This is a genomic window from Arthrobacter sp. Soil_N43, from assembly GCF_057655195.1.
Genome location: NZ_JBDGML010000070.1, coordinates 29639 through 51078, shown reverse-complemented (window position 1 = coordinate 51078; position 21440 = coordinate 29639). Strand labels below are relative to the sequence as shown.

The window sequence follows — 21440 nt, the reverse complement described above, 5'->3', positions numbered from 1 at the left end:
GGTCCCCTCGCCGGCCGGGACCGTCGCCAGCGTGGTGATGCAGTGCGCGGTCAGCCGTTGAGGATCTGCTCGCGCAGGATGTCTGCATGCCCGCAGTGCTGGGCGAGCTCGCGCAGCATGTGAAGGTACACCCAGCGCAGCGGCAGCGGACCCCTCCTGTTGCCCAGAACAAGATCGTCGAGCTCAAGGGAAGACGCCGCGCGGCGCGACGCATCGCACGCCTCTCGGTGGGCCTGCTGCACGCTGGCGATGGAGTCGCCGTCGTCGAGGATGAACGATTCGTCAGGCGTGGCCGGGATGCCGATCTCGGCGCGCGGCCGGCACGTGATTGCCTCGTCGAACCAGACCTTCTCCACGAAGGTGGCGTGCTTCACCAGGCCCAGCAGCGTGGTCCGCGACGGCACCAGTGACCGCCGCGCCTGCTCCTCGGTCAGTCCGTCCAAACAGGAATTGAGCATGCTGCGGTGTTCATTGAGGAATGCCTCGAACTGGACGCGGACCGGCTGATCGATGACGCCGTCGGCGAGGGTGGCGGGGAGGGCAGGCATGTGTGAAGTATTGCAAGGCCGTCTGCACGGGGCAAACGCCACACATCGGCTGCGAAGGCTGCCTCGATCAAGCCCGCGTGGCCGCCAGCCGCTTCGCCAGGTACTTGGCGTCCCGGCACACGCCGGGCAGGGTTTCCGAGACTGCCGAGAAGATGAAATCCTTCCCCAGCAGGTACAGGCCCGGCACGGCATCCACGATCCCGCGGTGCTGCCGCTCCCGCCAGTCCGCGGGCAGCGCCGCGATGTCCAACCACGGGTAGTCCTCGGCGAAGCCGGTGCACCAGATGACGTTGGCCACCGGAAGGTGCCGGCCGTCGTCGAGCATTACTTCGCCGTCCCGGACTCCGGCGACCCGCGGCACCAGGTGGACTCCGGCGGCGCCGAGGTCCGCGAGCTTGGTGCGGATCAGGGGCGTCGCCATGACCGCCATCTTGGGCAGCACCTTGCGCCCCACCGGGGTGTTCGTGGTCAGCACGTGCAGCCCGGCGAAGCGGACCATGGGGATAATGAACCGCGCCCCGGTCCGGCCGTGCCGGAACGGGACCTCGGCGCTCGGCTTGCCCGCCAGCCAGGTGTCATGTGTCCGGCTGGTCTCCAAGGCGATCTCCGCCCCGGAGTTGCCCACGCCCACCACCAGGACCGGACCAGGCTGGAGCTGATCCGGGTTCCTGTAGTTGTGGGAGTGGAGCTGTACGACGCCGGACGCCAGGTCCGACGCGAAGCGCGGCGTCTTGGGCTGCTGGCAGGACCCAGTGGCGAGGACGACGTTCGCCGCCGTCCAGCGCTGCGCCCCGGCCGTGACATGGAAGAGTTGCCCGTCGTGGCTCAGCTGGGTGACGGCCGTGTTGGGCCGGACCGGCAGGTGGAACCGGGAGGCATAGTCCTCGAGGTAGTCCGCCTGCTCGTCCTTGGTGGGGAAGGCGAGGCGGTCGCCGGGGAAGGGCCGGCCGGGCAGGCCGTCGTACTTGGCGGGGGTGAACAGGCGCAGCGAGTCCCAGCGGCTGCGCCACGCGTCGCCGACCCGCGTGCGGGCGTCGAGAATGACAAAGTTCCGGTGCTGCTGCGCCAGGTAGTAGCCCAGCGCCAGGCCGGACTGTCCGGCGCCGATGATGACGGTGTCGACGGCGGCGGTGCCGACGGCGCCGCTGGTGTCAGGTGCTGGGGTGGTGGTCATGATGGTGCCTCCTTGGTGATGCAGGTGCGGTTGCGGGGTATGAACGCTGTGCTCCGACCGGAAGCGCAGGTACCAGATGAGCAGCAGCGCGGAGGCGACGGCGTAGAAGAAGTGCAGCAGCCAGATCGGCCCGGCCGGGAGGCTGACGACGTAGACGGAGTGCACTGCGTTGGCGGCGCTGCTCAGCGCCAGGTAGCCGAAGCTGTAGGAGTCAAGATCCCTGGTGCGGAGGGCCTTGAGCAGCATCGGCAGGTAGCTCACCGCAAAGAGGACGGTGGACACCATTCCTGCGAGCACTGCAACGTTCATGCCACTAACGCTATTTTTCGGCGCGGCGCGGCGAATCGGGCGAATCACCCATTTCCGCGGCGGAAGCCGGCGGGCGGGGAATGGGTATTTTTATGCAGCAAGGAGGTCAGACGAGGCCGTGCTTATAGGCGTAGGCCGTGGCCGCGGCCCGGGACGTCAGGCCCAGCTTGGTGAAGATATTGCTCAGGTGCCGGGCCACCGTTTTCTCGCTGATGAACAGCTCGGCGGCGATGTCCCGGTTGCTCAGTCCGGTGGCGACGAGCCGGACCACCTCGATTTCGCGGGCGGTGAGCGGCCCGGCGCCGGCGGGATGGCCGGCGTCGTCCGCGGAGGCTGGCAGCGGGGCTGTCCGGGCGTCCCGCGTAACACGCGCAGCGGGCGCCGCTTGCCCAAGCGCCGATGACTCCAGCGCCGATGAGTCCAACCCCGATACCTCCAGCCCGGACAACTCGAGAGCCGACAGCGCCGGCGCGGCGCCCAGCTCGGTAAAGACCGCCCGGGCCGCCGCGCGCTCCAGCCGGGCGGATTCCTCGTCGCCGAGCGCGGCGCAGAGGCTGGCCAAGAGGGCTCGGCAGCGGGCCGCCTCGAACGGCGCGTCGAGGCTGAGCCAGCGGGACCACGCGCGGCGGAGCGGGACCATGGCGGCCTCGGGGTGGCCTTCATGGAACAGGACAGCGGCCTCCGACTGGTCGGCGAGGGCGTGCAGCATGGGCATGTCGATCGCGGCGCAGAGCGAGGCCAGCTCCTCCATGGCGGCCCGCGCCGCCCGCGCGTCGCCTGCCGCCAGTTCGATCTCCACCCGCGCGGCGAGCATCCGGCGCCGGTAGGCGGGGCCGACGCCATCCATGGCCTGGCGGAGCAGGGACCGGGCCTGGTCCGGCCTGCCCTGGGCCAGGCGCAGCAGCGCCAGCCCCGGCTGCGGCGGGAAACCGGTCTCCTGGGCCTGGCGGTAGCAGGCCTCGGCGGCCTCGAAGTCGCCCCGGAGCCGGTGGATTTCGCCCTGTTCGTAGAAGCCGCCGTACGTGGCCATCCGGTCGCCGCGGAGGGCCAGGTCCTGCGCTGTTTTGGCGGCGTCGAACGCCTCGGTCCATGCGCCGTGCAGCCGGTACAGCTCGGCCCGGTGCATCTGGCACTGGCCGCCGAAGGCCACCAGCTGCTGCGCGCCGCACCACCGGTCCAGCGCCCGTGTCCACTCGTGGGCGCGGTCCAGGTCGAAGGCCAGGTGGCAGGTTTCAATCACCGCGCAGTAAATGATCCCGGCGGGGACCGGGGAGATTTCGCCGACCGTGACGGCCACCATGGCTTCGTCGAGCAGGGCCAGGCCGTCGCGGAGCTGGCCCAGCAGGATCTTCGCCTGCCCGAGGCCGAGGGTGCCCAGGGCTGCCGAATCGGCGTCGCCGCGTTCCCGCCCGAGGTCGGCGGCCCGGGTGAAGGCCTCCGCGGCGGCGGCGCCGTCGCCCTGGTAGAAGGCGCCCAGCCCGGCGGGGACGAACAGCAGGCCCTCGCAGGGGCAGGGCTCGGGCAGGTCCTCGACGATCCGGCGGGCGCGGGCGAGCCAGCCGGTGCTGCGGGCCGATTCGCCCAGCAGCATGAGGTTCAGCCCGGTCCAGACGGCGCAGCGGGCGGCGGCGGGGTAGTCGCCGTCGGCGAGGTACTTCAGGTGCGCGCGGGCCAGGATGTCCACTCCCTCGGGGGCCCGGCCGGTGAGGATCACGGAGGTGGCCAGCCGTTCCAGATCGCCGGCCGGCAGTTCGGCGTCGTGCTGGGCAGCGGTGTACTGCCCGACGGCGTCCGGCCAGCGCCGTTCGGCGTAGGCTTCCCGGCCGTCTGCCAGCGTGGACATCGCGCCTCCCCGTTCCCGGTGGCGGGTCTGAGCCGTGGGCGCTGCCGGTGCCGGCACTCTCTCGGAACCGGCGCTGGGCGGCGCGGCCCGTCATCTGTTTTTCAGGCTACCGCCGGGGTTAAGAGGGCGGCAAGGCGCCCGGGACCCTCCGTCAGGGGTGTCAGGCACGCGACGTGAGGAACGCCGCCGTGTCGTCGGCGACCCGCTCCGGGCATTCCCACAGGACCAGGTGCGCCACGTCCGGGTAGACCTTCAGCTCCGCGCCCGCGATCCGGGCGGCGAGGGCTTCCTGGTCGCTGCGCGGCAGCAGGTTGTCGTGGGCGCCCCACAGGATCAGCGTGGGTGCCCCGATGGTTCCCTTTTCCGTGGGCGGCGTGGCCGTGATCAGCCCGTTCAGGATGGCTTTCCACGCATGGGCGGGCATCCTGAGGCCGTCGCGCACGCGGTCCTCAATGAACCACGGAGGAACGTCGTGCAGGAGCGGAAACCAGGACAGGGAGTCCCGGACCCAGCCCTCGTCGAGCGGATCGGTCAGGGCGTCCACCTCGTCGGCGAAGGGGGTCCGTCCCTGCAGGCTCAGGGGAGAGCCCACCAGCACCAGCGCCGCAACCCGCCCGGGGTGGGCAACGGCCAGCTGCTGGCCGACGTACCCGCCGCTGGAGGAGCCGACGACGAAGGCCCGGGGCACGCTGAGGGCGTCCAGGATCGCGGCGGCGTCCTCGGCCTGTTCCGCGAGGGAGTAGCCGTCCTCCGGTTTGTCTGCCCCGCCCTGCCCGCGGAGGTCGGGGGCGTAGACCCTGAAGCCGGTCAGCAGGGGCATCAGGCGGTCGAAGCTGCCGCGGGATTCGCCCCACGCATGCAGCAGCAAGACCGGCTTCGCACCGGCGTCGCCCTGGATGAGGCACGGCACCGTGATGCCGGTGCGGAGCCGGAGATCCCGGACCTCGGTTTCCATGGGCTCAGGGTACGCCGGGTGAGGACCCGGTTCGCGGAATAGCCGAACCTAGTTTGTGTCCGGTTCCCCCGGCCGCCGGTGTCTGTGGTGCAGCTCGTAGCTATCGAACACATCGGAGGACGTTGATCCTGAATGGCCGAATTTGCCGCGAAGGACGTCCGCGAGTCCGTCCAGCGCCGCGTGGAGCATCCGTCCCGCGAACTGGAGTTCAGGGCTCGCGCTGCGCTGGGCCTCGGAGGCCAGCTCCTGGGCGTAGGCCACTGTGGCCGGCAGGGAGCCGCGCTGCTCGACTTCACGGAAGTAATAGGTTTCATGGAACGCAAGCAGGTCTATGCTCACCGAAGCCACGTTTCCGGCCATTGACTCCAGCAGCCCGGCAGCATGCCTGGGGTCCAGAGACAATACACCGGCCGGACCTGCAGCCTCCCTGAACAGGTTCAGCTGGTGGGCGAGGGCCCGGCGGCGGTTCAGGGCCGGGTACGTCTGCAGGATCCAGGTGACCGTTGCCGTCAGCAACCCGAAACCCGTGACGGCCTGGAGAGCCACAACCAGCCTGAGCAGCGGATGTGCCGGCACTATTTCGCCGAACCCCACAGTGGAAAGAGTGACAAGGGAGATGTAGAGCGCTTCGCCGAAGTCGCCCCGCTGTGGAACCCCGGCCCCGTGAACAAAACCGGCCGGCAGATGGGGCAGATAGAGCAGGGCCCAGCCGATGGCCGCCAAGCCTGCCCAGGCGCCAATGACAGCTGCCATGGCCAAAGGTGCTGCGATAAAGGAGCCCCGGCCCCGCAGCTTTCTGGACACCAGCCAGAATCCCCGCATGATCGCCCGGCCCACAGGACCGGAACCGTGCGGATAAAGGAGCGTACGAAAGACATCAACAAGCATCAGCAGAACCAGCCCGGCCCCCAAAACCGTCCAGAGCATGTCCTCGAAGTCCATGCCTCATCTTATGGCGGCACTGTTGGGAACCCGCGACGAACATCACGGGACAGGCGTTGACAGCGCCGGCTGCGCCAGGACCAGGAGGCTCAGAACGGGAGAGCGACCAGCGCGATGAGGGGCGGGACGGTCGCGCCGAGGGTGCCGGGGATGCTGTCACCCTTCCTGGGGTAGTGGCCCAGCCAGTCCGCCAGCCCCATGGTGGCGCCGCTGAGCACCATGTTGGCGCTGCAGTAGACCACCAGCGTGTAGCCCACCACCACGTAGCCGGTGTTCACCGCAACCACCCCGGCGATGTTCCCCAGCCCGATCAGGAGGTTGCGGAAGCCGGTGGGGATGGCCCACATCATCACGGCGGGCACGTTCTGTGCAGGTGTGCTGAGGAATTTCTGCGCTGCCGGGTGCCGCAGGAAGAAGCTTTCCAGCGGGAACACCACGATGTAGATCAGTGCGGCAAGCACCGCGAACAGCTGCGATACGGCGTTCATGGAGGAAGAGTACGACGGCGGCGCGCGGCCCTGCGATCCCCTCAGCGGGGGTTTCCTGGAGACTTGCGGAATCCCCTGTTTGGGGGATTGCGGTCCGGCCCTCCGACCGGATACTGGACGTATGTGGGAGGAGCGCGCTGAGCGTGCCCGGCGCGAGATGGCGGACCTCGCCGCGGGCGGCCTGGACCTGGCTGAGCTGTACGCTGCGGCGCTGGCCGTGGTGCGTCAGGAGGTTCCGTTCGATCAGGGCTGCTGGGCCGCGGTGGACCCGGACACATTGGGGATGACGTCCGTGACCAACTGGCGGCCGTGGCCGGTGACGGACGAGTATGCTGCCCGTTTCGCCGAGTCCGAGTACACCGGCGCCGAACCCAACACGTTCAGGGAGCTGCTGCGGCGGCCGCGGCCCGTGGCCAGGATTTCTGATGCCCCGCACCGGGACGTGGTCCGCAGCGTCCGGATCAATGACCTGCTGGTTCCCCTGGGGTTGCACCATGAGCTGCGCGGCGCGTTCCGGGTGGACGAGGCGTGCTGGGGTGTGGGCAGCATCTTCCGGGAGGGCGGGCAGGATTTCTCGGACCGTGAGGTGGAGTTCCTGGACGCCGTCACCGCTACCCTGGCGGCTGCCACACGGGTGGCCGTACGGGTGCAGCGCGGGCAGCGCGCCGCTGCGGGTGGGCCGGTGATCGTGATCGCCGGAATCCATGGCGAACTGCGGGCGGCCACCCCTGCCGCTGTCCTGTGGTTGGCCGAGGTGGAGGATGCGGCGCCGGGAGGGTTCACCATGACGCTGCACTCCGTCGTGGCGCAGGCCCATGCGTCCGTCTCCGGCACTGCCCGGGCCAGAATGCGGGACACCGGCGGCAACTGGGTGGTGCTGCAGGCCAGCCGCCTCATCACGGGCGACGACCCCGAGCAGATGGTGGTCACCGTGGAGCCGGCGACCACGCACGACGTGGTCAGCCTCCTGCTGGCGGCCTACGGGGTCTCCGCCCGTGAGCGGGATGTCTGCCTGGAGCTTCTGTCCGGAATTTCGACGGCGGACGTCGCACGAAATCTGTTCATCTCCCCGCACACGGTGCACGACCACCTGAAGGCGCTCTACGGAAAACTGGGCGTCGGCAGCCGCGGGGAATTGGTGGCGAAGCTGCTGGTTTAGCCTCCGGTGGTTGAGCCTGTCGAAACCCTGCGTGCGACCATCAAAGTGCGTTGGGCACAGTGACAAACGAGGAACCCCGCAGTGCTGGGCACGGCGGGGTTCCTTGCGGACTGGATTCCGGTTACTCGGAGTCGGGCTTCTGTTCGGCGTCCGGTTTCTGTTCCCGGTCCCGGAGGTTCTTCTTGATCTCGTCGAACTTCTCCTTGATGACCCGTTCCGCGTCCGCGAGGGTTTTCCCGGCGGTGCTCAGGGGGTCCAGCTGAACGTAGACGTTCTGGCTGACAGGCACGTCGTACTCGTCCTTCAGATGCGTGCCGCCGCCCACCCCCTGAAGCGACAGGTACACCATGGCCTCGGTCCGGGCAATGCCGGAGAGTGTTCCGAAGACAACTGTGAAGTCGTTCGATTCAAAGCTCACCGTCTGGCCGATATGGCTGCGGTCTAGGTCACCGGCTGCTACCGGCTTCTCGGACTGACTTCCGTTGTAGCTCATGAACTTCTCCTAAAAGGTCGAGGGACACGTACCACTGCAGTCTATATACGGGGCCCGTGAAGCCTCGGCGGTTAATCGCGAAATGTCAATGCATCGGAGAGATGGCCCGGCGCCGCCGTCGTCACTGGGAAAGCCTAAACGTGTGACGTCCTGCCAGCCGCAGGCCGCTTCCACAGCGCGACTGCGAGCACCGCTACCCAGAGCAGGAATGCGCCGATGCTGATTCTTTCGCCGATGCCCAGCAAGAGGTTGGGGCCTGGGGCCGCCATGAACGCCACTATGCCCATAAGCGAGGAAACTAGAAGCGATGCAATGGAGTAGGCACGCATCCGCCCGCGAAACCCTGCAGCCACGAAGCACATTGCAGCGACCATGAGTGCGAGCTGGATATCGGTGGCGAGGATATGCATGGGAACGGAAGCCTCGTCCCCCAGCGTCAGGGGGTAGAGGGCGCCCATGATGTTCCACAGTCCGTAGGCGGTAAGCAGGCCGGCACCTATGCGAAGAACGCGGGTGCCGTGCACGGAGATCCAGACACCTATCCCGTACGCGGTGAACAGCAGCGTGTAAAGCCACGTGAAGGGGAGGAGGACGTCCCGGCCGGGTGAGCCGACCGCGAACAGTTCGCTCACCATCTGTTCCGCCCGGCGGTACCCGTCCCACCTGGATGCAGCCAAGATGTCGGTGGCAATCACGTAGAGCAGCGAAGACACAGGTCCTGCGGCCAGAAGGGCCTTGCGGATGGCGTCTCGGCTGCGTCCTCCTTGCGTCGCGGTCCACGCGCGTGGCGGGAGCCGGCGCTTGTCGATTGCCATGTCCTGATGTCCTCAGAGCCGCGGTCTGGCAAAGGCTTGATGCAGGGACCCGCGGGCGTCCGCCCCAGCGCCTACCTGTTTAAGCTTTGGCCCCGTTTAACTGGTGTCGATAGGGCCGAACGGCCTTGATCGGCAGGGGGTCCTGAAATGGTCGACGACGACACGTCTCATGGGCTCAGCGTAGGCCGGCCGCCGTGTCTCACGTCAGGGACTTTGGTCCGTCTCGGAAAACAGCATCCGTAGCAGGACAAGTCCGGTAACGGCTGCCATCCCCACCGCCATGGCAATGCCCGCGAACACGCCGATGAGTGCGATGAGTGTTGGTGGCTGGCCCGGTTGCCAGAGGGGAGCGGAGATCGCCAGAAAGATAACCAGCCCAACGGACCAGGCCGCGGCCGTACCGGGGATCCACGGCCAGCTGTGGGGAATATGCCGTCGCAGCTCCAGCCATTGCGCCACGCCGATTGATGCCAGCAGGACAAGGCCGGTGAGGAGCCCTACCGCGAGTTGCAGCGCCGGAGGCCATGGGATCCATACTTGGTTGAATTCACTCGGGGCGAGGCCGAGGTACCACGCGGCCGCAGCGGCAATTGAGGTCAGGAGCGTCCAGCGCCTGGCTGATAATGCAGGCAGCAGGCGCTTGAGCACATGCGCCTGCGACCATCCCAGCAGTGCACCCTCGGCCAGGCCCGCAAGGACCAGCAGAGGGAGCATCATTCCGGCCGCGGCCTGCGATCCGAGCTGCTGAAACATCACCGGGGCAAGAAATCCAATGCTCTCGCCGAGGCTCACCCAGCCCACCCAAGCAGCCAGGAACGCACGCGCAGCCGGGACATGCGTGATGGTCCGAAGCAAAGGTGCTCCTAGATTCCCGGTCTTTCCGCCAGCCAGGATTCGAGGATTATCTTCCCGGAAGCGTCCGGGAGTACGAGCCAGGCCCAGAGGTAGAAAGCGACGGCAGGACCGGGAAACAGTGCAAAGATCAGGAACACGATTCTGGCGAAGGTGGGACTGACGCCCAGCTGGGCGGCAAGACCACTGCACACACCGGCCACCCAGCGGTCAGAACCACGGCGGAGGTGGGTCCCCCTGATGATGCCGAAGAATTTTTCCATGCAAGCAGTGTCCTGCTTCCGTTCCCGGTTGTCACCGGTGCCTGAAGTCGGAGGGACCTGAGCAGCCAGTGCGTGCTGTACCCGGCTTGAGAGCTTCAATCACCATTCAGAATCAGCAGTGTTACGAGGATCCTCAAGGTTGGCTCAAGACTGGATCAACGTTGCCCCAAGATCAACGCTGTTGTCGTTTTCCCCAGGCGCCGGGGAAATAGGCTTCTCATTAGCTACATTTCGGCTTAAGCAAAAGGCCCGGCTACTTGCCGGGCCTTTATTAATGGGGATACGAATGTCGAACTACGGGAGCCTTCTGGGGCCAGGACCAACGGGTGCGGGACCGGGCCCGAGGCCACCGCGAAAGCCACGAGCGTCCACCTTCATTGCCGGGGGCATGACCGCGCTGTTCGTGATCCTGGGGGCGTTCAGCGGCGGCATTGGGGGTGCCCTGGTCTTCCTGGCCATCTCCGCCGCCCTCACCGGCCTCTATGTGCTGGCGACCGGGCGCCGTTCGTGGGCGTGGCTCCCGGCCAAGCGGAAGGCGGGGGCCATTGCGCTTGCTGTCGCCTTTGCTTTGTTTATCGCGGGCGGCTTGGCGATGCCGCGCAGTGCGACGGCGGAGCTGGAGGCCGCCTCATCGGAGGGCACTGCCACGCCAGCCTCCGCAGAGGCGAGCGCTACCTCCACAGCGACGCCGACGCCGTCGTCTGCCCCAACCGCTCAGGAGACGGGCGCTCCGCTGGATCCTGACAGTCCGTCCCTCTTGGCGCAGGGCGCCAGCGTGACGGCTCCAAAGTCGCAGCCTGCCTTCGCCACTAAGGCGGTCGACCTGCTGGCCACCCTCCCCATCAAGGGCCGGGCACCCAAGACGGGATATGACCGCGCGCTGTTCGGCCAGGCGTGGGCAGACGTTGACCGCAACGGTTGCGACACCCGGAACGACACTCTCAAACGCGACCTGACCGGTATCAAATACACCAACAGTGTCCCGTGCAAGGTGCGGTCCGGCACGCTGGCGGACCCGTACACGGGCACCAGCATCAACTTCCTGCGGGGGGCTGCGACCAGCAGTGCCGTCCAGATCGATCACGTTGTTGCCCTCAGCGACGCCTGGCAGAAGGGGGCACAGCAGCTGACCACGGAACAGCGGACAGCCTTCGCCAATGACCCGCTGAACCTCCAGTCGACGGACGGCCCGACAAACATGCAAAAGGGCGACGGCGACGCAGCCACCTGGCTGCCGCCAAACAAGGGCTTCCGGTGCGAGTACGTTGCCCGGCAGATTTCGGTGAAGGCGACGTACAGCCTGTGGGTTACCCAGGCGGAGCACGACGCGATGGCCAGGATCCTGGGCGACTGCTCCGGCCAGCTCGCACCAACAAACTCGAAGGCGCCGGCCGCCGCGGCGCCGGCGCCTGAGCCTGCACCGGTGGTGGCACCGGCCCCGGCTGTCGTTGCTCCGGCCCCGGCCGCCGTGGCACCTGCCCCCGCTGTCGTTGCTCCGGCGCCGGCAGCTCCGGCACCGGTTGCGCCTGTCCCCGTTCCGGCGGCACCGGCTCCGGTAGTGCCCGCCCCCGCTCCGGCAGCACCGGCTGCCGCTTACTACGCCAACTGCGCGGCGGCCAAAGCTGCAGGTGCGGCACCGCTGTATGCCGGGTCGGCGGGCTATCGACCGGCGCTGGACCGCGACTCCGACGGCGTTGCCTGCGAGAGCTAGACCGATGCCATCACTCCACAGTTTCAAACTTTCCAAGGGGGAAAAATGAAAAAGACATTGATATTAGTTGTGCTGGCCGGCCTCATGCTGACTGGATGCGGCGGCAAGCAGGAGGCTGTGCAGCCGACAGAATCGGCAACCGCTGTGGCAGTGGCTGAAGAGACTGTCACGGTTCCAGGCGTAGTGGGCCTGACTCTGGATGTCGCCACGGAACAGCTGGAGGATCTCGGGCTCGAGGTCGAGGCTGAGGACATCGTGGACGGCAAGTCGATCATAGTGGAGAAGAACTGGCAGGTAGTGTCCCAAGACCCCACGGAAGCTGCACAAGTGGCAAAGGGCTCCACCGTGCATCTCGGCGTCAAGAACCTTGACAAGATTGCGGCGGAAAAGGCTGCGGCGGAGAAGGCTGCTGCAGACAAGGTGGCCGCCGAAAAGGCTGCTGCAGTAACGGCTGCAGCTGCGAAAGCTGCCGCGGACAAGGCCGCAGCGGACAAAGTAGCGGCTGATAAAGCGGCGGCCGACAAGGCTGCGGCGGACAAGGTTGCCGCGGATGCGGCTGCGGCTGCCGAGAAGTTGGCGGCGGAACAAGCGGCGGCTCAGCAGGCCGTCCCGCAGGCTCCGGTGCAACAGGCTGCCCCGCCGGCGCCCGCCTCCGCCTACTACGCCAACTGCGCCGCAGCAAAGGCCGCAGGAGCCGCGCCGCTGTACGCCGGGCAGGCTGGCTACAGCACCAGCCTTGACCGCGATCGCGACGGCGTCGCCTGCGAAAACTAGTCGCTGACGAAGTAGCGAAGCCGTGGGTACCTTCTCTATTCGGGGGTATCCACGGCTTTCGTTTTACGTGCGGTCCCCCACAGAACGGCAGCGTGATCTGCGGCTGAAGTCGACGGATCGGCAGATTACCGGCGCGTGAGCGGGGCGAGCACGCAACGTCGCCCAGAACTGCGAGGCCCTCCGGAAGCAGATCGCATTGCAGGGATCTTTGACGTAGTCAGCCGTCGAGGTCGAGGTGGGGCCTTCCGCAAAGCTCCGGTTGTGCAGAGGGCTGCGCCCTCGCCAGGGCGCTGGCAGAGGTTCGGACCCTGGCCATGCGGAGGTTCTCGGTAGCGGCGATGATGCTCTTTACTGCTTCGGGGTCTGCCTTGCTTGGCGAGCCGTGGTCGAACGGGGGTTCCGGGTCGTATTCGATGGCTAGCTGAATCTTCCGGGCTTCATCGTCACCAAAGAGTTCCGCTGCCAGCGTGAATGCAAAATCAATCCCTGAGGTAACGCCGGCACCTGTAATCCGGTTTCTGTCGCGGACGACTCTTTCCGACGTCGGTTCGACGCCGAAGTGTTCGAGCATCTGCAGGGAGGCCCAGTGGCTGGTGGCTCGGTAGCCGGTGAGAAGACCCGCCGCTGCAAGGGTGAATGATCCCGTGCAAACGGAGGTGATCCAACGGGACTTCCTTGACTGCACACGGAGAAACTCCAGAGCCGCAAGGTCGTCGAACATGTCGAACGCCCCTGCGCCTCCTGGAACAAAGAGGATGTCAGCCTGGGGGCAGTCGTCAAGGGTGGTAGTCGGCACAATGCACCAGCCGGCGTCGGTGGCGATGGGGTCCAGGTCATGCCAAGCGAGGTGAACTTCGGTGTCCGGGAACTTGGAGAAAACCTGAGCGGGCCCCGTGAAATCCAACTGGGTGACCCTCGGGAAAAGGAGGACGACGATTCTCAGTGGACCGGGAGACATGGTTTCAGGCTATACGAGCGCGTACGTTATCCGGCACCTTCGCTCGAATTGCTACACCCGTTGGTTGCCTCGCAGAGGGGAGAGGCCCAGGGCCGTCCACGGCGACACCGTCACCGGATAGGAAGGGCCTAGTTCAGGTTCATGCCGAACTGCCGGGTCAGGAGCGCCCGCTTGAAATGGGCCTCGGCTGCATCCACCTGCGCGGATGGAGCGCTCGGGGAGAAGACCTGCAGGATGCTGAACTGGAAGTGCTGCCGGTGCCGGGCGTCCGCGATGAGGTAGATGCCCTGCACGGAGCTGAGGGCCGTCCGCCATTGGCCGTAGCGGTCGTCGGCCATGACGGCCTGGAGCTCTTCGAAGCTAACAAGGAGCGAATCGAATCCTGGAAACGGCACACTGGACGGGTCGGAGATCTCAACCACCGTCATGGAGGTTGCCTGGTCGCCTGTCTTGGCCCAGTTCACCGCGTCCTTGGTCCACTCGATCACAAGGCGGTCCGACAGGGCAGCGAACACCGGAGTGGGCCGCAGGTCAAAGAAGCGGCGATCCTCAGTCCGCTCCGCGAGCAGTTCGCCATGGTTCTCGTGCGCGATGATGAACCGGGCGCGCCGGCCGGTGGTGGCGAGGAAGTTCAGCCAGAACCGGGGTGGAGTTGCCGGGATCTTACTGTTTGGATGCCCTGTTCTCGCACGTACGGCAACAGGTTGGGTCCCATAGCATCTGCCCGGGCTCGCCACCCTACAAGTTCCCGGCAAGGCATGCCGAATTCGCCGCTGAGGCTCGCATCCAAACGCGGCAAAGCCCCCGAGTGATGTGAACTGTCCCCCAAAGCCGGACTAAGAAATTCGGTTCGACTACTGGAGGTCGGTTCAATCTACCGGGGGCTTTGCACTTTCCTTAGGAGTGTTACTTGACGGCTACGAAAACTTTGTCGGCCAGCATGCCCGGCCTGACGGCGAGGACGCCATGGCCAGCAGTGGCGGTCGGCACTTCGATGGCCATGTTGCCCGTTGCGGTGCCGTCCTTGTAGAGCGTGCTCGTGGTGTTGATCGGCTTTGGCGCGGTGACGAGCTTGTCGAGTCCATTGACAGTCGTGCCGTTCGCTGTGACGTACTCGACTGAGACGAAGGCAGGCATCTGCCCGTCAGGGTCATCGCCAATGTACGTAGCGGAGTAGTTCACCAAGATGTACTCCGACCCCTTGGCCGGCGCCTCATTGAATTGGTTGGCCGCGACAACGGCATCCGTGGCGGCGAGCGTGACCGAGTTGATCACGACGCGCCAGTCGTCAGACTCTACAACCGACCCTATCGGGGACGGGTTCTCACGGGTTCCTGCTGTGGCGGCAGGATCTTCCTTTGCTGCTGCTTGGTCGTTCGTGCCCGCATCCCCAGACGGTGTGGCGACTTTGGTGTCGCCGCTGCCGAGAGCGTTGTCAATTGACGTACCGACAACGGCGAAGAACACGGTAAACCCTACGATCGTGCCCACGATAGAGACGATCAGGGCGGTGACGCCCGTCCACTTGACCTTGTCTTTCAAAAAGAGTGAAACGATACCCAGAACAAATGCGATCGGCAGCAGTATCCAGCCAATGATGAGTGCACCGGGGATGCAGGCGAAAATGAACCCGAGTGCCGCGGTGATAAGCGCGATCAGCCCGAGGACGTTGGACTGCTTCTTCGTCTTCGTTGGCCGGGGCGGGAACGTCTGCGTTGGCGGACCATAACCCGGCTGCCCAAAAGGTGGCTGTTCCGGCTGCCCTGGTGCCGTCTGCTGGTAACCCTGCTGATGTGACATTTGTTCCCCATATTTCTTTTAGTCGTTCAAATTTCGGCTTTGCCAGATTGCAATTTGAAGTCTTTAACGTGTTGCGGCAGTTACTGTTTCAGCCAAGAACCACAGCGAGAGGTCATTTTAATTTTTGACCTGCCGAGATGGTCATTGAAGGATGGCGGCGTCCACTTTCAGGAGTCCCTGGGAAGGGAATATGTTCGGTCACGAGTGATGCCCCCAGTTTTGCGTGCAAATGGCTTCTCTAGGACTGCCAGTCAGTCAAGGAGGTCATCCCGTCAATTCTGGTATCCGGCGGGATTGCGGACATTCACCAACGTGCCCGGTGCCGCCACTACCTCGTCGAGAATGAGCCTATTTTCTTTTCCGGCCCAAGTTGCGGTGCTGGGCTAATCCTCAGTCAACATTCGGGCTTTCTTGAGCCGATCCTGAGGTTTCATGACACGTCTTGAGATTCCTGCTCGCTTGAGTTCACTCCAAACGAAGTCAGTCGGAATAGAAACGCTGCTTTGCATGACCACGTCGAATCCGCCCGCCCGTGCCTCGCCCCGGGGAGTTTGCAGCCCCCACAACACGGGAGCATGACGGCATCGGACTGCCGCCGTGTCGCCGTCGTACCTCAACCGGAGCTGGCTCCACCCTCCGTCAGGCCCATGAACATCGTCCGGTGCAGGATGTCCACGTGCTTGCGGGAGATCTCCACGGCCTCCTGGACATCTCCGGCGCGGAGGGCCGTCACCAGCGCGACGTGGTCGCAGTTCGATTTGTGCAGCAGCTCGATCGGGTAGGGGATGAAGTACGCGTAGAGCTCCGTGAGCGTCTCGTGGTAAACCTCGACGGCGGTCCCCAGCCCCGACGCGGTGCCCACCAGCTGGTGGAACTGCTCGTCTGCCTGGTGGTAGTCGGACCAGTCGGAGGACTCGGCCATGTCGCGCGTGAGCCGGTCGAGCTCATCCAGCTGTTCGGCCGTGGCGTTGAGCGTCGCGTAGTGCGTCACCGCGCATTCGAACAGCAGCCTCCGGTCCACTAACCGGTTCACGGCCTGGGACTCGGCCGGCGACGCCGAGAGTTCGGCCAAAACATCCGTAGGTGGCGAATCCGCCACAAACGTTCCGCCGGCCCGGCCACGCCGGCGCACCACCACACCCTGCTCCGCCAGGCTCGCCAGCGCGCGGCGCGCGGTGATCGGGCTGACGGACAGGCCCAGGGCCACGTCCTCCTGGTCGGGCAGGCGCTCGCCCGGTTTCAGCAGGCCCAGCGAAATCGCCATGCCGATCCGCAGCCGCACGGCATCGATGGCGCTGCGGCGGTCGATGCCGGCCAGCCTCCCGGCGCCGATCGGCGAAGGCTCGGCGGTGTCCTCCAACTGACGGGTCATAACCGCTACTTTACGGCCCAAACCTTCCTCTTCCCATAATTGGATCATTCTGATCTAATATAAGGCAGATCACATCCCCAACGTGGAGATAACCATGCAACGCATCCTTCCCCTCATCGCCGCCCAGGCCCGGCCCCGGCTCATCGGCGAACCCGTCTCGGCATTCGCGGACGAGGTCACAGCCGCCCTCGCCGTCCAGCCGCACAGCACGCTGGTGGTGTTTCCGGAACTGCACCTGTTCGGGGATTCCGACCCCGACCAGCAGCGCACCGAAATGCTTCAGGCCTCAGCCGAGCCGCTGGACGGCCCCCGGGTCAAGGAGCTCCGGCAGCTCGCCGGTGACCTGGGTATCTGGCTGGTCCCGGGAAGCGTGTGCGAGCGCGGCCCGGAAGGGCAGCTGTTCAACACCCAGCTGGTCCTGTCCCCGGAAGGGGCGCTGGCCGGCTACTACCGCAAGGTCTTCCCCTGGCGCCCGTTCGAGCCCTACGACCCCGGCGACCGGTTCACCACCGTGGACCTGGCCGGCGTCGGCAGGGTGGGCCTGAACATCTGCTACGACGCCTGGTTCCCGGAGGTGTCCCGCCAGCTCGCCTGGATGGGCGCCGAGGTGATCCTCAACGTCGTCAAAACCACGACGCCGGACCGGCGGCAGGAGTTGGTGCTCGCGAAGGCCAACGCCATCGTGAACCAGGTCTTCGTGGTCAGCGTCAACTGCGCCGGCCCCACCGGCAAGGGCCTGAGCATCATCGTCGACCCGGAGGGCAACACCCTGACCGAGGCCGACGACGACGCGCCGGTGCTGCTCACCGCGGAACTGGATCTTGCCGCCGTCGAACACGTCCGAACGCACGGCACCGAAAACCTCAACCGCCCCTGGTCGCAGTTCCGCGACGGCGAGGACGCCGTCGAACTGCCCGTCTACCAGGGCCGGATCAGCCCGGCCACCTGGGCTCCCCAGACCTTCAACGCCTAAGGAACACCCCGTGACAACAACACCCACCCTCACCCGCACGCTGAAACTGCCCTCCCTGGTGCTGTTCGGCCTGGCGTACCTGACCCCGCTGATCGTCCTGGGGATCTTCGGCATCATCGCCGAGGCCACCGGCGGGGCGTCGCCCGCCGCCTACCTGGTGGCCATGGTCGCTATGCTGTTCACCGCCCACAGCTACGGCCGGATGGCCGTCGCCTACCCCGTGGCCGGCTCCGCCTACACCTACGTCCGCCGGTCCATCGATCCGAGGGTCGGGTTCCTCGTCGGCTGGGCCATCCTGCTGGACTACCTCTTCCTGCCCATGGTCATCTGGCTCATCGGCGGCTCCTACCTGAGCGCGCAGTTCCCCGGCATCCCCATCGGTGTCTGGATCGTGGGCTTCATCCTCATCACCACACTGCTGAACATCCTGGGCATCAAGGTGGCGGACAAGGCCAACTATGTGCTGATGGCATTCCAGCTGCTGGTCATCGTGTTCTTCGTGGCGCTGTCCATCGGCAACGTGGTGTCCACCGCGGGCGCCGGCGGCCTGGCCAGCACCCAGCCGTTCTTCAACGACACCTCCAGCTTCGCCACCATCTCCGCCGGTGCCGCCATCGCCGCGTACTCGTTCCTCGGGTTCGACGCCGTCACCACCCTCACCGAGGAAACCATCAACCCGCGCAAGAACATGCCGCGCGCCATCATGCTCATCGCCCTGATCGGCGGCGGCATCTTCGTGGCCGTGTCCTACGTGACCCAGCTGGTCCACCCCGGCGGCGTGTTCGAGGACTCGGCCTCCGCGGCCAGCTCCATCGCCCTGCAGATCGGCGGGCAGCTGTTCGGCGCGGTGTTCCTCGCCGGCCTGGTGGTGGCGCAGTTCGCCTCCGGCCTCGCCGCGCAGGCCAGCGCCTCCCGCCTGCTGTATGCGATGGGCAGGGACTCGGTCCTGCCGAAGGCGTTCTTTGGCCGGCTCAGCGCGAAGTTCCACACGCCGGTGGTGAACCTGGTCGTCACCGGCATCATCGGGCTGATCGCGATTTTCCTGGACGTGGCGACCTCCACGTCGTTCATCAACTTCGGCGCCTTCACGGCCTTCACCCTGGTCAACGCGTCGGTGGTGTTCCACTATGTGCGGCGGCGCCGAGCGGGGGACCAGCTGAACCCCATGTCCTACGTGGTGGTCCCGGTGATAGGTGCCGTCATCTGCGCCTACCTGCTCTCACAGCTGGACAGCAACGCGATTACGCTGGGAGTGTCCTGGCTGGTGCTGGGCGTGGTGGTCCTGGCCCTGATCACGCGCGGCTTCAAGGCGGCACCGCCGGAGATGACGGCTACTGAGAAGGCGACGGTCGAGGCGGCCGCCTGAGCTCGGCGTTTTCAGCCGCGCCGCCGTCTGAAGTAAGGGAAGGAAGAACCGTGAGGATAGCGCTCGGGCAGCTGGAGTCGGGAACCGACATCCAGGCCAACCTCGCCGCGATTGACCGGTTCGCCGCGGAGGCCGCGCGCGACGGCGCCGCTCTGGTCGCCTTCCCGGAGTACGCTACCTACGAGAAGAAGACGGTGGACGCGTCATTCCCGGCGGTGGCCGAGCCGCTGGACGGTCCCGTCTGCCTGGAGCTCGCTCGCACCGCCCGCCGCCACCGCATCGCGCTGGTGGCGGGCGTGGTGGAAACCTCGGACGAGCCGGGCAAGGCGTACAACACGCTGGTGGCTTTCGGGCCCGACGGCGGCCAGCTCGCCTTCTACCGGAAGATCCACCTGTTCGACGCGCAGGGCTTCGGGGAATCGACGTTCATCAAGCCCGGACCGTCGACCGATCCGGTGGTGTTTGAGTTCGGGGGAGCGCGCTTCGGCCTGATGACCTGCTACGACCTGCGGTTTCCGGAGCTGGCCAGGTCACTGGCCGACGCCGGCGCCCAGGTCCTGCTGGTCTGCTCGTCTTGGGTGCCGGGCACCCACAAGACCGAGCAGTGCCTGGCCCTGAATGCGGCGCGAGCCATTGAGAACAGCGTGTACGTGGCAGGGGTGTGCCAGGCGCCGCCGGTCTCCGTGGGCCGCAGCGTGCTGGTGGATCCGATGGGGGTGGTTGAGGCCGACCTTGGGCTGGAGGCCTGTGTCCGGACGGTGGATTTCTCGCTGGAGACGGTGGCGAGGGTGCGGGAGCTGTTCCCGATGTTCCGGCAACGGAGGCTGTAGGCCTTCAACTGGATGGCCGGTTCGCGGCGCCCGGTCCGTCGAACAACGCGCTGGTGCTGCTCTGGGGCACCACGACGTGGACGGCGTTGCGCTGGACGGTGAAGTCGGCCGGCGTGGTGGTCGCGATCTCGCCGTCGAGGTTCACGCCCAGCGGCTGCTCGGTGACCAGCCGGACATTCCGGCTGGTCAGGTGGTACACCCGGTCGTGTTCGATGAAACTTCCGTCCTTGAGCAACCGTGCGATCTTCATGTGCTCTCGGAGCGGCGCCGCCAGGATGGCGTAGATGTCAAGGGTGTGGTCGTCGATCCCTGCTGTGGGGGAGACCGTGTTGCCGCCGCCGTAATGCCGGCCATTGCCGACGGCCACCTGAAGCAGGTTTTCGAGCTCCATCGGCTCGTGGTCCCCCTCGGGGAACTCGAGACGGGCCCGGAACGCCTTGTGCCCGGCATAGGCGCGCAGGGTGGCAATGCCGTAGGCCAGCGGCCCGATAAGTCGCTTCAGGCGTGGGCTGAGAGCTTCGGTAACAGCCACCGACAGGCCCACGGACGCGACGTTGAGGAAGGGTTCACCGTTCGCCCGGCCCAGGTCGATGTCCACCACCTTCCCGTCCGCGACGGCAGCGCACGCCTCGGACAGATTGTTGGGTATCTCCAGCGTGCGGGCGAAGTCGTTGGCGGTGCCCAGCGGAAGAACGCCGAGCACAACGCTGGTGCCGGCAACACGACCGGCGGCGTAGGACACGGTCCCGTCGCCGCCGCCGACAACCACCAGGTCGTGCCCGTCCGCCACCACCCGGTCAAGCGTCGCAGCCAGCTCGCCCCCGGACAGCACCTGGTGGACGGAGGAGATCGGCACGCCGGCCTTTCGCATCGTGTCCACCGCAAGTTCGTGTGCCGCCCCTCGGCGTGAACCGGCGTTGATGACCACGGCGGCGGAGCGGGCGTCGCGGGCAGCCTTCATGTGGACATGTTAGGTGGTGGACCTGTGAATTCTCCCAGCCCGCCGCCCCGGCCAGTGCCGTCAGCGGCAGTCGCGCGTCCTCAAGTTCGGTACTGCGTCCTTGTTATGTCACGCCTTACGCTCCCGCTCGGTCATCCGAACGCTCCCGCTCGGTCATCCGACGGGCGGCGCTTGGCCACGATCAGTGGCAGCAGGGCTGCAGGAGAGGAGACAACGGCGGCCGCCTGCGATGCTTCGCCGGCGTCCCCGTAGCCCCAGTGCGCGAATATCGTCGGGATTCCGTGTTGGGCGGCTCCGGCGACGTCGTAGCTTCGGTCTCCAACCATCACGGGACTGGAGATGTCCACGCCTTCGGTTTGAAGGCGGAGCAGCAATTCGGCGACGACCTCTGCCTTGCTTGCTCTTCCATCGCGGTCGGACGCCCCGCAGATGTTGATGAAGTGGCCTTCGATGCCAAATCTTCGTGCGAGTCTTACCGCTTGATCTTCCACCTTGGATGTGGCCACGGCCATCGGAATGCCGGCCGAGTGCAGATGGTCGAGCAGTTCGATGATCCCGTCGTAGGGGCTGGACTGTTCAGCGCCGTGGTCGGCGTATGCCTTGCGGTAGTGTTGGAGGGCCTTTTGGGCGGTTATGTCGTCCAACTGTGAGACTGTTCTGAAGGACTCGATCATGGGCGGGCCGACGAATTGCCGCAGCTTGTCCATCGCGGGGACCGGCGCGCCTACGGCTGCCAGGGCTCGGGCAGCACTTTCCGTAACGCCGGGTGCTGAATCCAGCAGCGTTCCGTCCATGTCGAACAGGACGCAGCTAATGCCGGTGAGAGGTGGACGGTCTTGCTGCAGTAGTGTCAT

22 protein-coding genes are annotated in these 21440 nt (G+C 66.2%); 6 read left to right on the top strand and 16 right to left on the bottom strand.

The features are described 5' to 3' along the window. Window positions 1-50 precede the first annotated feature (50 nt). The 6 genes from AC3A3W_RS07035 to AC3A3W_RS07010 all read right to left on the bottom strand — a co-directional run bounded on the left by AC3A3W_RS07035 (window position 51) and on the right by AC3A3W_RS07010 (window position 6259). Entirely contained in the window at window positions 51-548 is a 498-nt protein-coding gene (locus tag AC3A3W_RS07035; protein WP_487441440.1) for a DinB family protein, read from the bottom strand. Between the two features lie 67 nt (window positions 549-615). After that, window positions 616-2031, bottom strand: a complete 1416-nt coding sequence (locus tag AC3A3W_RS07030; RefSeq protein ID WP_487441438.1) for an NAD(P)-binding domain-containing protein — start codon at window positions 2029-2031, stop codon at window positions 616-618. A 106-nt stretch (window positions 2032-2137) separates the two neighbouring features. After that, window positions 2138-3874, bottom strand: coding sequence for a helix-turn-helix transcriptional regulator (locus AC3A3W_RS07025; RefSeq protein ID WP_487441436.1), 1737 nt, complete (start codon window positions 3872-3874; stop codon window positions 2138-2140). Window positions 3875-4034: 160 nt separating this feature from the next. Continuing rightward, entirely contained in the window at window positions 4035-4829 is a 795-nt protein-coding gene (locus AC3A3W_RS07020; RefSeq protein ID WP_487441435.1) for an alpha/beta fold hydrolase, read from the bottom strand. Between the two features lie 48 nt (window positions 4830-4877). Continuing rightward, window positions 4878-5771 carry a potassium channel family protein gene (locus AC3A3W_RS07015; RefSeq protein WP_487441434.1) on the bottom strand — a complete coding sequence of 298 codons (894 nt, stop codon included), beginning with the start codon at window positions 5769-5771 and terminating at the stop codon, window positions 4878-4880. Between the two features lie 89 nt (window positions 5772-5860). Then, window positions 5861-6259 carry a DUF1304 domain-containing protein gene (locus AC3A3W_RS07010; protein ID WP_487441432.1) on the bottom strand — a complete coding sequence of 133 codons (399 nt, stop codon included), beginning with the start codon at window positions 6257-6259 and terminating at the stop codon, window positions 5861-5863. Window positions 6260-6380: 121 nt separating this feature from the next. On the opposite strand from AC3A3W_RS07010, the gene AC3A3W_RS07005 reads away from it, so the two are divergent. Further along, entirely contained in the window at window positions 6381-7418 is a 1038-nt protein-coding gene (locus AC3A3W_RS07005) for a helix-turn-helix transcriptional regulator (RefSeq protein WP_487441430.1), read from the top strand. Between the two features lie 121 nt (window positions 7419-7539). Here AC3A3W_RS07005 and AC3A3W_RS07000 read toward each other — a convergent pair whose 3' ends face one another. From AC3A3W_RS07000 to AC3A3W_RS06985, 4 genes are all read right to left on the bottom strand, one after another. Beyond that, window positions 7540-7911, bottom strand: a complete 372-nt coding sequence (locus AC3A3W_RS07000; protein ID WP_487441429.1) for an MATH domain-containing protein — start codon at window positions 7909-7911, stop codon at window positions 7540-7542. A 134-nt stretch (window positions 7912-8045) separates the two neighbouring features. Continuing rightward, window positions 8046-8726, bottom strand: coding sequence for a DUF998 domain-containing protein (locus AC3A3W_RS06995; RefSeq protein ID WP_487441427.1), 681 nt, complete (start codon window positions 8724-8726; stop codon window positions 8046-8048). A gap of 204 nt (window positions 8727-8930) precedes the next feature. Continuing rightward, window positions 8931-9581 carry a hypothetical protein gene (locus AC3A3W_RS06990; RefSeq protein WP_487441426.1) on the bottom strand — a complete coding sequence of 217 codons (651 nt, stop codon included), beginning with the start codon at window positions 9579-9581 and terminating at the stop codon, window positions 8931-8933. An 8-nt stretch (window positions 9582-9589) separates the two neighbouring features. Next, on the bottom strand, window positions 9590-9841 hold the full coding sequence (locus AC3A3W_RS06985; RefSeq protein ID WP_487441424.1) for a PspC domain-containing protein: 252 nt from the start codon (window positions 9839-9841) through the stop codon (window positions 9590-9592). Window positions 9842-10229: 388 nt separating this feature from the next. On the opposite strand from AC3A3W_RS06985, the gene AC3A3W_RS06980 reads away from it, so the two are divergent. Next, window positions 10230-11552 carry a GmrSD restriction endonuclease domain-containing protein gene (locus AC3A3W_RS06980; RefSeq protein ID WP_487441422.1) on the top strand — a complete coding sequence of 441 codons (1323 nt, stop codon included), beginning with the start codon at window positions 10230-10232 and terminating at the stop codon, window positions 11550-11552. 45 nt (window positions 11553-11597) lie between these two features. Further along, window positions 11598-12326, top strand: a complete 729-nt coding sequence (locus AC3A3W_RS06975; protein WP_487441420.1) for an excalibur calcium-binding domain-containing protein — start codon at window positions 11598-11600, stop codon at window positions 12324-12326. Between the two features lie 217 nt (window positions 12327-12543). On the opposite strand, the gene AC3A3W_RS06970 is transcribed toward AC3A3W_RS06975, so the two are convergent. The 4 genes from AC3A3W_RS06970 to AC3A3W_RS06955 form a co-directional block, all read right to left on the bottom strand. Continuing rightward, entirely contained in the window at window positions 12544-13284 is a 741-nt protein-coding gene (locus AC3A3W_RS06970) for a DJ-1/PfpI family protein (RefSeq protein ID WP_487441418.1), read from the bottom strand. 128 nt (window positions 13285-13412) lie between these two features. Beyond that, a complete protein-coding gene (locus AC3A3W_RS06965) occupies window positions 13413-14021 on the bottom strand; it encodes a GIY-YIG nuclease family protein (RefSeq protein WP_487441417.1) in 609 nt (202 codons plus the stop codon). 169 nt (window positions 14022-14190) lie between these two features. Then, window positions 14191-15084, bottom strand: coding sequence for a hypothetical protein (locus tag AC3A3W_RS06960; protein ID WP_487441416.1), 894 nt, complete (start codon window positions 15082-15084; stop codon window positions 14191-14193). A gap of 613 nt (window positions 15085-15697) precedes the next feature. Beyond that, entirely contained in the window at window positions 15698-16456 is a 759-nt protein-coding gene (locus tag AC3A3W_RS06955; protein WP_487441415.1) for a FadR/GntR family transcriptional regulator, read from the bottom strand. A 94-nt stretch (window positions 16457-16550) separates the two neighbouring features. Here AC3A3W_RS06955 and AC3A3W_RS06950 point away from each other — a divergent pair, with 94 nt between their 5' ends. The 3 genes from AC3A3W_RS06950 to AC3A3W_RS06940 are packed head-to-tail and all read left to right on the top strand — an operon-like array spanning window position 16551 to window position 19625. After that, a complete protein-coding gene (locus tag AC3A3W_RS06950; protein ID WP_487441413.1) occupies window positions 16551-17429 on the top strand; it encodes a carbon-nitrogen hydrolase family protein in 879 nt (292 codons plus the stop codon). Between the two features lie 10 nt (window positions 17430-17439). Continuing rightward, a complete protein-coding gene (locus AC3A3W_RS06945) occupies window positions 17440-18795 on the top strand; it encodes an APC family permease (protein ID WP_487441411.1) in 1356 nt (451 codons plus the stop codon). Window positions 18796-18845: 50 nt separating this feature from the next. Next, window positions 18846-19625 carry a carbon-nitrogen hydrolase family protein gene (locus AC3A3W_RS06940; protein WP_487441409.1) on the top strand — a complete coding sequence of 260 codons (780 nt, stop codon included), beginning with the start codon at window positions 18846-18848 and terminating at the stop codon, window positions 19623-19625. 4 nt (window positions 19626-19629) lie between these two features. On the opposite strand, the gene AC3A3W_RS06935 is transcribed toward AC3A3W_RS06940, so the two are convergent. Both AC3A3W_RS06935 and AC3A3W_RS06930 read right to left on the bottom strand, forming a co-directional pair. Beyond that, window positions 19630-20586: a lipid kinase gene (locus AC3A3W_RS06935; RefSeq protein ID WP_487441408.1), complete on the bottom strand. Its 957-nt coding sequence runs from the start codon at window positions 20584-20586 to the stop codon at window positions 19630-19632. 131 nt (window positions 20587-20717) lie between these two features. Further along, the gene (locus tag AC3A3W_RS06930) at window positions 20718-21440 is read right to left on the bottom strand and encodes an HAD hydrolase-like protein (protein WP_487441406.1); all 723 of its coding nucleotides are present in this window, start codon (window positions 21438-21440) and stop codon (window positions 20718-20720) included.

Coding starts and splice junctions, on each gene's coding strand:
- AC3A3W_RS07035 (WP_487441440.1), bottom strand. CDS start 548: ATGCCTGCCCTCCCCGCCACCCTCGCCGACGGCGTCATCGATCAGCCG.
- AC3A3W_RS07030 (WP_487441438.1), bottom strand. CDS start 2,031: ATGAACGTTGCAGTGCTCGCAGGAATGGTGTCCACCGTCCTCTTTGCG.
- AC3A3W_RS07025 (WP_487441436.1), bottom strand. CDS start 3,874: ATGTCCACGCTGGCAGACGGCCGGGAAGCCTACGCCGAACGGCGCTGG.
- AC3A3W_RS07020 (WP_487441435.1), bottom strand. CDS start 4,829: ATGGAAACCGAGGTCCGGGATCTCCGGCTCCGCACCGGCATCACGGTG.
- AC3A3W_RS07015 (WP_487441434.1), bottom strand. CDS start 5,771: ATGGACTTCGAGGACATGCTCTGGACGGTTTTGGGGGCCGGGCTGGTT.
- AC3A3W_RS07010 (WP_487441432.1), bottom strand. CDS start 6,259: ATGAACGCCGTATCGCAGCTGTTCGCGGTGCTTGCCGCACTGATCTAC.
- AC3A3W_RS07005 (WP_487441430.1), top strand. CDS start 6,381: ATGTGGGAGGAGCGCGCTGAGCGTGCCCGGCGCGAGATGGCGGACCTC.
- AC3A3W_RS07000 (WP_487441429.1), bottom strand. CDS start 7,911: ATGAGCTACAACGGAAGTCAGTCCGAGAAGCCGGTAGCAGCCGGTGAC.
- AC3A3W_RS06995 (WP_487441427.1), bottom strand. CDS start 8,726: ATGGCAATCGACAAGCGCCGGCTCCCGCCACGCGCGTGGACCGCGACG.
- AC3A3W_RS06985 (WP_487441424.1), bottom strand. CDS start 9,841: ATGGAAAAATTCTTCGGCATCATCAGGGGGACCCACCTCCGCCGTGGT.
- AC3A3W_RS06980 (WP_487441422.1), top strand. CDS start 10,230: ATGACCGCGCTGTTCGTGATCCTGGGGGCGTTCAGCGGCGGCATTGGG.
- AC3A3W_RS06975 (WP_487441420.1), top strand. CDS start 11,598: ATGAAAAAGACATTGATATTAGTTGTGCTGGCCGGCCTCATGCTGACT.
- AC3A3W_RS06970 (WP_487441418.1), bottom strand. CDS start 13,284: ATGTCTCCCGGTCCACTGAGAATCGTCGTCCTCCTTTTCCCGAGGGTC.
- AC3A3W_RS06960 (WP_487441416.1), bottom strand. CDS start 15,084: ATGTCACATCAGCAGGGTTACCAGCAGACGGCACCAGGGCAGCCGGAA.
- AC3A3W_RS06955 (WP_487441415.1), bottom strand. CDS start 16,456: ATGACCCGTCAGTTGGAGGACACCGCCGAGCCTTCGCCGATCGGCGCC.
- AC3A3W_RS06950 (WP_487441413.1), top strand. CDS start 16,551: ATGCAACGCATCCTTCCCCTCATCGCCGCCCAGGCCCGGCCCCGGCTC.
- AC3A3W_RS06935 (WP_487441408.1), bottom strand. CDS start 20,586: ATGAAGGCTGCCCGCGACGCCCGCTCCGCCGCCGTGGTCATCAACGCC.
- AC3A3W_RS06930 (WP_487441406.1), bottom strand. CDS start 21,440: ATGACACTACTGCAGCAAGACCGTCCACCTCTCACCGGCATTAGCTGC.